Origin of the sequence: Nocardia sp. NPDC050713 (assembly GCF_040654315.1) — a bacterium.
GTDB lineage: Bacteria > Actinomycetota > Actinomycetes > Mycobacteriales > Mycobacteriaceae > Nocardia.
In genome coordinates this window covers 1-13,120 of sequence record NZ_JBFAHS010000030.1, presented here as the reverse complement: position 1 = coordinate 13,120, position 13,120 = coordinate 1, and the positions used below count along the sequence as shown (strand labels likewise).

Here is a 13,120-nt window from a genome sequence, read left to right as displayed (position 1 = left end):
GCTGAAGACGCGGTTAAAGCGCCGGTCACACGCTTGTTCCGCGGGGCGACCGGGTAGATCGTACGGCGGGGTTCCGCAACCGGTCCTCGGCATCTCGATCTTCGCCCTGGGCACTTCGGAACTCACCTCGGCGGACACGCCGCCAACCCTGGCTTCTCCATTCCCCCTGCTGGACTGCCGATCTCGGGCTTCGCGCAGGCGACCGGCGACCGGCCCCCGTTCAGTTCCCGGCGAACTGCTGGAGCAGGGTGAATCCTGCTCGGTCGACCGAAGCGGTGGCGGCTGAGAGCACCACGACTCCGGCATGGGCGGCGCGGTCGAAACCCATGAAGGAACGGAAGCCACCGGTTCCGCCGTTGTGCCAGGTGATCGTCTGCCCCCGGTGCCGCACAGTCAGCCATGCCGCACCGATCCGGATCGGCCGCCCCGCCGTCTGCGGGACCGGTTCGAGCGCGCCGATCCCCGGTGCGCTGCCGTCGAGCATCGCGGCGGTCAGACGCGACATGTCACGGATCGAGGCACGGATACCGCCCGCAGGTGCCACCGCCTCACCCGCCCACGGCTGCCGCGGCCGACCGAAAGGGCCCCGACCTTCCACCGCAGACGACCGTAGTTCAGCGGCCGACGCCGGCACCGACATGGTTTCGAGGCCCAGCGGGTCGATGAGGCGTTGCCGCACCAGTTCGGCATAGCGCAGCCCGCATGCCGCCCCGACGGCGTGGCCGAGGCCTGCCATCGGCCCGAGCGGGTCAGCCACTCGGTTCGCCGCACAGTATCGGAGACGCGAGATCTCCGAATCCCCCCAACAGCCCCATCCCGCAGCGCCTTTCGGCGTAGCTTCGATCATCCCTCAGGATGAGTCAGCCGACCGTTTCCGTCACCCGACACAGAACTCGACTGTCGTGAAAGACACCTCTGACGCCGAACACCCTCGTGTCGCTGCCGTCGAGGCCGACCGGCGGTGTCGGCGAGTGGGCGCACGATCCGTGCAGGTCATTTTCAAAACTATCGTTCCCAGTTCGAACGATGATTGGAGATAGGCTAACCATATGCCTGGAGAGCGTGTGGAGGAGACGGTCGAGATTCCGACCAGGGTGTTGGTGGAGAGCATGATCCGCGAGGACGCGACCATCGATGCCGGTGAGTTGTACGCGGTGGCCAACACACTGGGGATGTCGGATCAGCAGGTCCGTCTGCATATCAGGCGTTTGGTCGCCGACGGGCTGATCACCCAGGAGGGGCGAGGACGCAAGGCCTCGTTGCGGGTCGGCGCCGAGATGCAGAGTTCGATCGGGCCGAATGTCGAGTTCGTGCGCTTCATGTACGACCAGGACCGCGGCCAGGCCGAGTGGGACGGTGTCTGGCATCTGGTCGGCTTCGCTGTTCCCGAAACGCGACGTGCCGATCGTGATGCCGTGCGCGACGGCATCGTTCGCCTGGGCGGCGCCGCGATCCAGGGCGGCCTCTACGTCTCACCGAACGCCTGGGAACCCTACATCGACATCCTGGCGGACCGGCTGGACATCGGCGAGTACCTGACGCGGCTCACCACGACAGACCTGCGCGTCGGCGACCTGGACTCCCCCCGGCGGATCGCCGCACGGCTGTGGCCGCTGGACAAGATCGCGGCCGGGCACGAGCGACTGCTGGGCGTGGCGCGCGCTCGCCTCGACCGGCTGACCGGTCCAGCCGAGCTGTCACAGTCGGAGGTACTGACCGTGCTCGTCGAACTCGCCGCCGAATTCACCAGGGCCACCGAGTACGACCCGCTGCTGCCCCCGCGACTGCTGCCCCAGCCCTGGCCGGGCACGCGAGCCCGGGCGGTCCTGGCCACTTGCTGGGCGCGACTGACGCGTTACGACCTCGATTCCTGGCCCCGGATGTTCCAGCACTACTCCGAAGTCATCCGGCACGCCGCGGCAGACGCCAGCTCCGCCGACGGGATCGGCACAGCCGACGGCGGATCCAGCACTGAGTGAAGCCGAGGATCACCCACCGCCCCGCCCCCGGCCGATGATCATCCGGCGTGACCGCAGTCTGCCCGGACACGACGACATCGAGCGGCCGACGGCAGGACCTTTGCGACGACCACTGTGCCGCGTCGACCTGAGTCAAAGCGGCAGCGTCGGGCTCAGCTCGTCAGGCAGCTCGGGCCGAGCAGGGCCTTGAGGTCGCCGAAGAGGGCCGAGGACGGGGAGACGCGCAGGCTGTCGTCGAGTTTGAGCAAGGTGGTCTTCTCGCGGGCGCCGACGTGGCGGACGTGTACGTCGGAGGTGCCGGGGTGGCGGGAGAGGACGCGCTTGAGTTCGCCGATCTTGTCCGGGGTGCACATCCGGGTGGAGATGGTGACCGCGAGCGGTTTGGCGACGCCGATGGAGGACAGGTCGGGGACGGCGAGGTCGTTGGCGATCAACGAGATTCGGTCGTCGCGCACCGAGACGCGCGCCTTCACCAGCACCACCGCGTCCTCGACGACGTCGGCGCCGTACACCGAGTACGCCTGCGGGAAGAACAGCACCTCGATGCCACCGGTCAGGTCCTCGAGCTGGGCCGAGGCCCAGGCCAGACCGTTCTTGTTGATGCGCCGGTTCACCGAGGCGAGGATGCCGCCGATGGTGACCTGCGCGCCGTCCTTCACGTCGCCTTCGAGGATGGTGGGGATCGGGGTGTCGGCCTGCGCGGCGAGCACGTGCTCCACGCCGTTGAGCGGATGCCCGGAGACGTAGAGGCCGAGCATCTCGCGTTCCAGCGCCAGCTTGTGCTTGGACTCCCATTCCTCGTCCGGCACCGCGACATTGAACACCGAGGCCACCGACTCGTCGGCGTCCATGCCGCCGAACAGGTCGAACTGTCCGATGGCCTCGGCCTTCTTGGTGGTCATCACGGCGTCGATGGCGTCGGAGTGGATCAGCATCAGGCCCTTGCGCGGATGCCCGAGCGAGTCGAAACCGCCGGCCTTGATGAGGGATTCGGTGACCTTCTTGGTGCAGGCGATGGCGTCGATCTTGTTCAGGTAGTCGGAGAAATCGGTGAACTTCGATTTCTCCTTGCGCGCCTGGATGATCGAGGCCACCACGTTCGCGCCGACGTTGCGCACCGCGCCGAGACCGAAGCGGATGTCCTTGCCCACCGAGGCGAAGTTCTGCTCGGACTCGTTGACGTCCGGCGGCAGCACCGTGATGCCGAGCCTGCGGCAGTCCGACAGGTAGACCGCCGCCTTGTCCTTGTCGTCGCCGACGGAGGTGAGCAGACCCGCCATGTATTCGGCCGGGTAGTTGGCCTTGAGGTAGGCGGTCCAGAAGGAGACCAGACCGTAGCCCGCGGCGTGCGACTTGTTGAACGCGTAGCCGGCGAACGGAAGGATGGTGTCCCACAGCGCTTTCACCGCGCCCTCGGAGAACCCGTTCGCGGTCATGCCCTCGTGGAAGCCCTTGTACTCGGCCTCCAGCACCTCGAGCTTCTTCTTACCCATGGCCTTGCGCAGCGCGTCGGCCTTGCCCATGGAGTAGGAGGCGACCTTCTGCGCGATGAACATGATCTGCTCTTGGTAGACGATCAGGCCGTAGGTCTCGGCGAGGATGTCCTTCAGCGGTTCCTCGAGTTCCGGATGGATCGGCTTGATCGGCTGGCGGCCGTTCTTTCGGTCGGCGTAGTCGTTGTGCGCGTTCATGCCCATCGGGCCGGGGCGGTACAGCGCGAGCACGGCGACGATGTCGTTGAACCCGGTGGGCTGCATGCGGCGCAGCAGGTCGCGCATCGGCCCGCCGTCGAGCTGGAAGACGCCGAGAGTGTCACCGCGCGAGAGCAATTCGTAGGTGGCGGGATCGTCGAGCGGCAGGTTGTCCATGTCCAGGTCGATGCCGCGATTGGCCTTGATGTTGTCCAGCGCGTCACCGATGACGGTGAGGTTGCGCAGGCCGAGGAAGTCCATCTTCAGCAGGCCGATGGCCTCGCAGGACGGGTAGTCCCAGCCGGTGATGATCGCGCCGTCCTGGGGGCGGCGCCACACCGGAATCGCGTCCATCAGCGGCTCGGAGGACATGATCACCGCGCAGGCGTGCACGCCCGCGTTGCGGATCAGGCCCTCCAGGCCGCGGGCCGTCTCGTAGATCTTGGCGACATCGGGGTTGTTGCCGATGAGCTCGCGGACCTCGGCGGCCTCCTTGTACCGCTCGTGATCGGGATCCATGATGCCCGAGAGCGGGATGTCCTTGGCCATGATCGGCGGCGGCAGCGCCTTGGAGATCTGGTCGGCGATGGCGAAACCGGGCTGGCCGAACTGAACTCGCGCCGAGTCCTTGATGGCGGCCTTCGTTTTGATGGTGCCGAAGGTGATCACCTGGGCGACCCGGTCGCTGCCCCACTTCTCGGTGGCGTATCGCACCATCTCACCGCGGCGGCGATCGTCGAAGTCGATATCGATATCGGGCGCGGAGGGGCGCTCGGGGTTCAGGAACCGCTCGAACAGCAGGCCGTGCGGAATCGGGTCGATATTGGTGATGCCGAGCGCGTAGGCCACCAGCGAACCGGCCGCCGAACCACGACCGGGGCCGACGCGGATGCCGACCTCTTTCGCGTGCGTGACGAGGTCGCCGACGACGAGGAAGTAGGCGGGAAAACCCTTCTGCCGGATGACATCGAGCTCGAAGTAGGCGCGGTCGTAGTACTCCTGCGGCACGCCGTCGGGGAACCGGCGGGCCAGCCCGCGGTCCACTTCTTTGCGCAACCACGAGTCCTGGGTCTCGCCCTCCGGCACCGGGAACACCGGCATGCGGTCCTTGAAGTTCCACACGTCGTCGTAGGACTGCACGCGCTCGCCGATGCGCACCGTGTTCTCGCACGCGCCAGGCACTTCCGCGTCCCACAGCGCGCGCATCTCGGCGGCCGACTTCAGGTAGTAGCCGTCACCGTCGAACTTGAACCGGGTCGGATCCGAGAGGGTCTTACCGGTCTGCACGCACAGCAGCGCCTCGTGGTTGGCCGACTGGTCCTTGGTCACGTAGTGACAGTCGTTGGTGGCCAACGGCGGAATGTCGAGCTGCTTGCCGATGCGCAGCAGGCCCTCGCGGACCCGTCGCTCGATGGACAGACCGTGGTCCATCACCTCGAGGAAGAAGTTGTCCTTGCCGAAGATCTCCTGCCACTTGGCCGCGGCCTCCAGCGCCTCGCGCTCGTGGCCGAGGCGCAGCCGGGTCTGGACCTCGCCGGACGGGCAGCCGGTGGTCGCGATGATGCCCTCGGCGTACTGGGCGATGATCTCCTCGTCCATGCGCGCCCACTTGCCGAGCTGTCCTTCGATGGAGGCCAGCGAGGAGAGCTTGAACAGGTTGCGCAGACCGGTCGCGGTCTCGGCGACCATCGTCATGTGGGTGTAGGCGCCCGAGCCGGAGACGTCGTCGCCCTTCTGGCTCGGGTCGCCCCACTGCACGCGCTTGGTGTCGAAGCGGGAGCCGGGCGCGATGTAGGCCTCGATGCCGATGATCGGCTTGATGTCGTGTTTCTTGGCGGAGTTGTAGAACTCGGCCGCGCCGTACATGTTGCCGTGGTCGGTCATGCCGACCGCGGTCATCCCGAGTCGCTTCGCCTCGGTGAACAGCGGAGAGATCTTGGCCGCGCCGTCGAGCATGGAGTACTCGGTGTGGTTGTGCAGGTGAACGAACGATCCGGACTCGGCCAAGACAGTCCTTCCTCCCAAGGTCTCGACGGGGGTTGGTGCACCGAGTCTAAGCGCCCCCTGCGACACGAATTCGCACCGGCACGCGCCGCCAGGATGATCATCGGCGCGTCGTGAAGAAGATCACCGGCGCGTCGCGATCGGCCGCCCAGATCGGCCGGAAAGAGCCGTCGCGAAGGCGCCCCGCCGACGAGGACGACAGCGCGCTCGCGAGCGGCGAGATCGATCGAAAGCGTGCGGACCGTGAGCTCGATCTTGGTAATCTCGCTTCCGCGTACGCAGGTCCAAGAATCCGCAACTACCTGGACGAGGTTCGAGGATGACCACCAAGATGACCAGCACGCTAGTCAAGACAGTTCCCTTGGCGGCCGCGCTGTCCGCGGCCGCGCTCGCCGTCACCGCGGCCCCCGCCGTGGCCAACGGCGGCGAGTTCACGACCGTCTACTCGCTGACCAACGGAGCGTGCCTCGCGCAGATCGACGCCTCCGTCAACGGCAACGCGTACCCGCAGTCCGCGGCCTTCACCGTCGCCTCGAACATGTGGGGCCTCGGGCCGTGCAGTGTCCCGGTGACGCTGAACTGGCGCAACACCGAGACCGGCGAGACGGGGAAGGTCACCCAGACGCCCAACGGTCCGGGCTTCTGGATGAACGACGGCAAGTCGGCGGTCTTCAGCCCGGGCGTCGGGAAATTCACCGCGACGATCACGGTCGGCGCGGCGCACCTGCCGCAGCCCGGCACGATCCAGTTCGCGGTCGCCCCGTACCAGGGCTGACTCGCACTCGTAACGCGCGTCCATAATCGGACCATGATCGGGCGATACCTGGCCGTGGTCCGGTGACCGCGACCGTCGTCGCCGTCGTCACGGCGGCGCTGGTGGCGGGCGGCGCGCTGTTGGTGTGGCTGCGCACGCGGCGGGTGGTCACCACACCCGCCGAACGCGCCGTGCACTCGGCGCTGCACACCGCCTCGTTGGCCGCCGTGCCGCTGCGCCGCGGGCTCACCGAACAATCCGCGCGGGAGGCCGCGCCCCATTTGCGCGCGCTGACCGGCGCGGACGCGCTCGGCGTCGCGGACCCCGACGGCGAGGTGCTCGCCTGGGACGGTCCCCATGCCGATCTCGCCGAGGTCTTCGCCGACGCCGCGCGGCGGGCGGCCGCGAGCGAACGACCGGTGCTGGTGGCCGGTCCCGGGCAGGGTGAGCACGGCGCGCGGACGCTGGTCGCGCAGCCGTTGCTGATCGAGAACAGCGGCGCGGCGGGCGCGCTCGGCGTGGTCGCCAACGGCAAGCCGGGGCCAGGACTGCTCGGCGCGCTCGCCGAGGTGGCCCGTTACGCCTGCGGCCAGCTGGAACTCGCCGATCTCGACGCTTCGCGCGCCCGGCTGGACCGCGCCGAGGTGCGCGCGCTGCGCGCCCAGATCAGTCCGCACTTCATCTACAACGCGCTCAACACCATCGCGTCGTTCGTGCGCACCGATCCGGATCGAGCCAGGGAACTCATCCTCGAGTTCGCCGACTTCACCCGCTACTCGTTCCGCGCCGCGGGGGAATTCACCGTGCTGTCCGACGAACTGCGCAACATCGAGCGCTACCTCGCGCTGGAACGGGCGCGCTTCGGCGACGCGCTACAGGTGCGGCTGCGTATCGCGCCCGAGGTGCTCGGCGTGGTGCTGCCCTTCCTCGCCCTGCAACCGCTGGTGGAGAACGCGGTGCGGCACGGCATCGCGGGCAGGCAGGGCGGCGGAACCATCGCCATCGTGGCCACCGACGCGGGCACCGACTGCCTGATCAGCGTCGAGGACGACGGCGCGGGCATGGACCCCGATCTGCTGCGCTCCGGCGCGCTCGACGCGGTCGAAACGGGTTCCGGCCCCGCGGGTTCCGGCGAATCCGCGCACGTCGGGCTGGCGAACGTGGACGACCGGCTGCGCGCGGCCTTCGGCAACGACTACGGGTTGATCGTCGAGACCGCGCCGGGCGCGGGCACCAAGGTCAGTCTGCGGGTGCCGAAGTTCCGCCCCGGCGTGCGCGCCTGACGCGACGCCGGGCCAGGTCGGGGGTATCCGAAACATCGCCGCTCACCATGCCCTTACGATGGAGCGGTTGTGACGCAGAACACCGATGGCTCGGCGGGCCCGCTGCGCGTGCTCGCCGTGGATGACGAGAAGCCCGCTCTGGACGAGCTGGTGTACCTGCTGCGCACCCAGCGCGGCGTCGGCGAGATCCACACCGCGGGCGAGGCGACCAGCGCGCTTCGGGTGCTGCGCACCCATCCGGTGGACGCGGTGTTCCTCGACATCAACATGCCCGGCCTCGACGGCATGGAGTTGGCGGGCATCCTCTCCGAGTTCGCCAACCCGCCCGCGGTGGTGTTCGTGACCGCGCACGACGACCGGGCGGTGAGCGCCTTCGACCTCGGCGCGGTGGACTATCTGCTCAAGCCACTGCGCGAGGCGCGCCTGGCCGAGGCGGTGCGGCGCATCACCCAGACGCGCGCCGCTCCCCCGCCGCCCGCGGCGCCGCGCACCGATCCGAACGAAGTGATCCCCGTAGAACTCGGCGGCGTCACCACCCTGGTGCATCGCTCCAGCGTGAGCTGGGTCGAGGCGGACGGCGACTACGCGCGCCTGCACACCAGCGCGGGCTCGCACCTGGTGCGCATCCCACTCACCGCACTCGAAACCCGCTGGGAGAACGCCGGGTTCCTGCGCGTGCACCGCTCCTACCTGGTGGCGCTGCGGTTGGTCACGGGCTTGCGCACGGTGGGCAGCGGTACGGTGGTGTGCCTGCGCGCCGAGGGCAGCGCGGCGGCGGTGGAGCTACCGGTCAGCCGCCGCCAAGTGCGCGAGCTCAAGCAGCGGCTGGTGCACGGACCGCGGCACAACTGGACCGCTCGGTGACCGGCCCGCAGCGGCCCGCACGCCAGCGGGTGGTGCTCGCCGAGCGGCGCGGCGCGCGGCGGGTGCGCACCCGCGTGGAGGTGGCCGAGCAGACCGAGATCGGTGAGGCGTTGATCGGCGGTCTCATCCGCGCCCAGCTCGGCCTGGCGCTGCGCCTCGCGGTGGTCACGGTGCTGGCGCTCGGCGCGATTCCGCTGCTGCTCGGTATCGACGCGCTCGCCTCGGCCGTCGTGCTCGGTGTCCGGCTGCCCTGGCTATTGCTCGGTGTCACGGTGTTCCCCGCGCTGTACGTCGTCGGGCGGCTGTATATCCGTCTGTCCGAACGCAACGAGGAGGATTTCCTCGACCTGGCCGGGGACTGACGTGGGCGCGCCCGCCCTGACCCTCGCGGCGCTGCTGCTCGCCGCGTTCGCCACCGTGGCGATCGGCGCCTACGGTGTGCGGCTGGCGCGCACCACCTCCGATTTCCTCGTCGCCTCGCGCAGCGTCGGCCCCGGGTGGAACGCCGCGGCGATCTCCGGCGAATACCTCTCGGCCGCTTCGTTTCTCGGTGTCGCGGGGCTGATCGCCAAGTACGGCGCCGACGCGCTGTGGTACCCGGTCGGATTCACCGCGGGCTATCTGGCGCTGCTGCTGTTCGTCGCGGCGCCGCTGCGCCGCTCCGGGGCCTACACGGTGCCGGATTTCGCCGAATTCCGGCTCGGCTCGGTGCGTTTGCGCAAGTTGGCCGCGGTCGTGGTGGTGCTGGTGTGCGCGGTCTATCTGATCCCGCAGTTCCAAGGGGCCGGGTTGACGCTGCGGATTCTGCTCGGTGTGCCCAGCTGGGTCGGGGCCGTCGCGGTCGGCGCCATCGTCATCGCCAATGTCACCGGCGGCGGGATGCGGTCGATCACGCTGGTCCAGGCGTTCCAATACTGGCTGAAGTTCACCGCGGTCGCGCTGCCCGCCCTGGTGCTGCTCGGTCATTTCCTGGCGCAGGACCGCGAGCTCGGCACGGCCGCGCCGCCGATCGTCACCGAGCGCACCACGGTGGACGTCACCACCGACGTGGTGGTGCAGGTCGGTGTCGGCCAACAGGTCTCGATCACGGGCACGGTGGACGGCCGCCGCGTCGACGGCCCGGTGGCGTTGACGCCCGGCGAACACGAACTGGCCGCGGGCACCGAGATGGTGCTCGAATCCGGTTCCGCGGTCCCGGTGGTCGCGGGTGCTCCGGCCGACGGCGCGAGCTGGTTGTCGCCCGGCGGCGGCTTCGGCGGCTCGCACCCGACCTACCAGGTGTATTCGCTGATCATCGCCACTTTCCTCGGCACCATGGGGTTGCCGCACGTGCTGGTGCGCTTCTACACCAATCCCGACGGCCGGGCCGCGCGCGCCACCGCGCTCGCCGTCATCGGTCTGGTCGGCACGTTCTACCTGTTCCCGATCCTGCTCGGAGTGTTCGCGCGGCTGTACGTCCCGCAGTTGCTGATCACCGGGACCTCGGACGCGGCGGTGCTGTTGCTGCCCGGTTCGGTGCTCGGCGGATTGCCCGGGCAACTGCTGGCGGCGCTGGCGGCGGCGGGCGCGATCGCCGCGTTCCTCTCCACGTCCTCCGGCCTGCTGGTCAGCATCGCTGGTGTGCTCAGCACGGACATGCTGCGCGGCCGGATCCGGGACTTCCGGATGGCGGCGCTGGCGGCGGGCACTGTGCCGCTCGCGCTGTCGCTCACCGTCGCCTCGCTCGACCTTTCCCGCACGGTCGCCCTGGCCTTCTCGGTGGCCGCGTCGACGCTGTGTCCGCTGCTGGTGCTGGGCATCTGGTGGCGCGGGCTGACCGCGAAGGGCGCCGGCGCGGGCCTGACCGCGGGCGGTCTCGTCGCGGGTGGGGCGACGGCGGTGTCGGTGCTCGGCGGCGCGTCCGAGGCGGTGGCCGACGGATGGCTCGCCGCGATCCTCGGCTACCCCGCGGCGATCAGCGTGCCGCTGGCCTTCCTGACGATGATTCTGGTGAGCAAGCTGACGCGGGGCCAAACTCCGCGCACGGTGCGACGGATCTTCGTGCGCATGCACGCGCCGGAACGGCTCGGCATGGGCGCCGACCGCGAGCGCGGACTGCGCGCGGGCTGACCGCCGAGCCGTTCGGCCGCCGACCGTTCGTCGCGCCGAGCCGACCGTTCACCGCACAGATCCCCGCCTTCACAGAGTGACCTGCGCCACAACGCATATCGGAGCTCGGCGCGGTCTACCTTCACCGCAGTAATCCACGTCACAAGCTAGGACGCTCCGATGACAAGTATCGACCTCGACGGCACCAAGCCACCGCGCGCGCCGAGCGCCGAGGACTTCGCGGCCGTGCAGGCCAGTCCGCAATTCCAGGAGCTGCGCAACCGACTGCGCCGTTTCGTGTTCCCGATGACGGCGCTGTTCCTGGTCTGGTACCTCAGCTACGTCCTGCTCGGCGCGTACGCGCACGACTTCATGGCGAGCAAGGTCGTCGGCGATATCAACGTCGGGCTGCTGCTCGGTCTCGGCCAGTTCGTGTCCACCTTCGTGATCACCGCGCTCTACGTCCGCTTCGCCAACAAGGAACTGGATCCGCGCGCCGCGTCCATCCGCGACTACCTGGAGGGTGAGCGGGCATGATGACGCAGTACCTCGCCGCCGACACGGTCGGCAATCCCCTCGCGAACATCGCCATCTTCGGCCTGTTCGTGGCCGTCACGATGGTGGTGGTGATCAGGGCCAGCCGCAACAACGCCAGCGCCGCGGACTACTTCACCGGCGGACGTGGCTTCTCCGGCCCGCAGAACGGCATCGCCATCGCGGGCGACTACCTTTCGGCAGCAAGCTTTCTCGGCATCGCGGGCGCTATCGCCGTGTACGGCTACGACGGCTTCTTGTACTCCATCGGATTCCTGGTGGCCTGGCTGGTCGCGCTGCTGATGGTGGCCGAAATGCTCAGGAACACCGGCAAATTCACCATGGCCGACGTGCTGAGCTTCCGGCTGCGGGAACGGCCGGTGCGCACCGCCGCGGCGCTGTCCACGCTGACCGTCTCGCTGTTCTACCTGCTTGCGCAGATGGCGGGCGCAGGCGGCTTGGTCGCGCTGCTGCTCGACATCGACGACCGCGCCGGACAGTCGGTGGTGATCGCCGTGGTCGGCGTGCTGATGATCGTCTACGTGCTGGTCGGCGGCATGAAGGGCACGACGTGGGTGCAGATCATCAAGGCGGTGCTGCTCATCACCGGCGCCGCGCTGATGACCGTGATGGTGCTGGCCAAGTTCGGGTTCAACTTCTCCGACATCCTCGGCTCGGCGCAGCAGATGGTCTCCGATTCCACCAACAAGGCCGTCGCCTCGCGTGACGTGCTCGCCCCCGGCGCGCAGTACGGCGCGAACGAGACCTCCAAGCTGAACTTCGTCTCCCTCGGCTTGGCCCTCGTGCTCGGCACCGCGGGCCTGCCGCACGTGCTGATGCGCTTCTACACCGTGCCGACCGCCAAGGAGGCCCGCCGCTCGGTGGTGTGGGCGATCGCCCTGATCGGCGCGTTCTACCTGTTCACGCTGGTGCTCGGCTACGGTGCGGCCGCGATCGTCGGCCCGGACCGCATCCTCGCCGCCGCGGGCGGCCAGAATTCGGCGGCGCCGCTGCTTGCCTTCGAACTGGGCGGTGTGGTGCTGCTCGGCATCATCTCCGCGGTCGCCTTCGCCACCATCCTCGCGGTGGTCGCGGGGCTCACCATCACCGCGGCGGCCTCGTTCGCGCACGACATCTACGGCAGCGTGCTCGAGCGCGGCAAGGCGGACGAGTCAGCGCAGGTGCGAGTTTCGCGGATCACCGCGGTGGTGATCGGCGTGCTCGCCATCGGCCTCGGCATCCTGGCCAACGGGCAGAACATCGCGTTCCTGGTGGCACTGGCCTTCGCGGTCGCCGCGGCGGCGAACCTGCCGACGATCGTGTATTCGCTGTTCTGGCGGCGGTTCAACACCACCGGCGCGCTGTGGAGTATGTACGGCGGCCTGATCTCGACCATCGTGCTCATCGTGTTCTCGCCCGCGGTGTCGGGCAGCAAGAGCGCCATGCTGCCCGGCTCGGATTTCGACTGGTTCCCGCTGTCGAATCCCGGAATCGTCTCCATCCCTCTGGCATTCGCGCTCGGCGTGATCGGCACCCTCGTCGGCGGCCGCACACCGGAGAACCCCGCGAAGGCCGCCGAGATGGAGGTTCGCTCGCTCACCGGAGTGGGCGCGGAGAAGGCGGTCGTGCACTGACCTTCTGGTCCCGTCCCGCCGGGACCACCGCAGGACTCGCCGCAACGGCGCGGCGCCCGTCGGGTCCCGGCAACACCGGGGCCCGACACCTGCCCCGTTGCCGCTCAGGCTTTTTCGATTGGAGATGTAACTTGACCAGCGCCACCACCGAACCCGGCACCGCGATCCCCGTGGTCTACCCGCCCGGCGCCGAGTTCGCCGCCGCGGCGAACGCCGACGCCTCGCTGTACCGGGCGGCCGCCGACGATCGCGACGCGTTCTGGGCCGAGCAGGCCGAGCGACTGCACTG

At 68.9% G+C, this 13,120-nt stretch carries 11 protein-coding genes; 9 read left to right on the top strand and 2 right to left on the bottom strand.

Annotated features, from left to right (window positions below):
• Positions 1 to 220: 220 nt before the first annotated feature.
• Positions 221 to 736 carry a serine hydrolase domain-containing protein gene (locus tag AB0H49_RS33700; RefSeq protein WP_357257006.1) on the bottom strand — a complete coding sequence of 172 codons (516 nt, stop codon included), beginning with the start codon at positions 734 to 736 and terminating at the stop codon, positions 221 to 223.
• Between the two features lie 313 nt (positions 737 to 1,049).
• Between AB0H49_RS33700 and AB0H49_RS33695 the strand changes: the two genes are divergently transcribed.
• Entirely contained in the window at positions 1,050 to 1,979 is a 930-nt protein-coding gene (locus AB0H49_RS33695; RefSeq protein ID WP_357256969.1) for a PaaX family transcriptional regulator C-terminal domain-containing protein, read from the top strand.
• 152 nt (positions 1,980 to 2,131) lie between these two features.
• Here AB0H49_RS33695 and dnaE read toward each other — a convergent pair whose 3' ends face one another.
• Positions 2,132 to 5,677, bottom strand: a complete 3,546-nt coding sequence (dnaE, locus tag AB0H49_RS33690) for a DNA polymerase III subunit alpha (protein WP_355004352.1) — start codon at positions 5,675 to 5,677, stop codon at positions 2,132 to 2,134.
• Positions 5,678 to 5,787: 110 nt separating this feature from the next.
• Here dnaE and AB0H49_RS33685 point away from each other — a divergent pair, with 110 nt between their 5' ends.
• From AB0H49_RS33685 to AB0H49_RS33650, 8 genes are all read left to right on the top strand, one after another.
• On the top strand, positions 5,788 to 5,997 hold the full coding sequence (locus AB0H49_RS33685) for a hypothetical protein (protein ID WP_357256967.1): 210 nt from the start codon (positions 5,788 to 5,790) through the stop codon (positions 5,995 to 5,997).
• A gap of 8 nt (positions 5,998 to 6,005) precedes the next feature.
• Complete coding sequence (locus tag AB0H49_RS33680; RefSeq protein WP_355004354.1) at positions 6,006 to 6,449, top strand: hypothetical protein; 444 nt, start codon at positions 6,006 to 6,008, stop codon at positions 6,447 to 6,449.
• 62 nt (positions 6,450 to 6,511) lie between these two features.
• Positions 6,512 to 7,711, top strand: coding sequence for a histidine kinase (locus AB0H49_RS33675; protein WP_357256965.1), 1,200 nt, complete (start codon positions 6,512 to 6,514; stop codon positions 7,709 to 7,711).
• Positions 7,712 to 7,780: 69 nt separating this feature from the next.
• Complete coding sequence (locus AB0H49_RS33670; protein ID WP_355004356.1) at positions 7,781 to 8,575, top strand: LytTR family DNA-binding domain-containing protein; 795 nt, start codon at positions 7,781 to 7,783, stop codon at positions 8,573 to 8,575.
• A complete protein-coding gene (locus AB0H49_RS33665) occupies positions 8,572 to 8,937 on the top strand; it encodes a hypothetical protein (RefSeq protein ID WP_355004357.1) in 366 nt (121 codons plus the stop codon). The genes AB0H49_RS33670 and AB0H49_RS33665 overlap by 4 nt, the downstream gene beginning before the upstream one ends.
• Before the next feature lies 1 nt (position 8,938).
• Complete coding sequence (locus AB0H49_RS33660; protein ID WP_357256962.1) at positions 8,939 to 10,684, top strand: cation acetate symporter; 1,746 nt, start codon at positions 8,939 to 8,941, stop codon at positions 10,682 to 10,684.
• Positions 10,685 to 10,843: 159 nt separating this feature from the next.
• Complete coding sequence (locus tag AB0H49_RS33655) at positions 10,844 to 11,200, top strand: DUF485 domain-containing protein (protein ID WP_355004359.1); 357 nt, start codon at positions 10,844 to 10,846, stop codon at positions 11,198 to 11,200.
• Positions 11,200 to 12,831, top strand: coding sequence for a cation acetate symporter (locus AB0H49_RS33650; protein ID WP_357257004.1), 1,632 nt, complete (start codon positions 11,200 to 11,202; stop codon positions 12,829 to 12,831). The genes AB0H49_RS33655 and AB0H49_RS33650 overlap by 1 nt, the downstream gene beginning before the upstream one ends.
• Positions 12,832 to 13,120 lie beyond the last annotated feature (289 nt).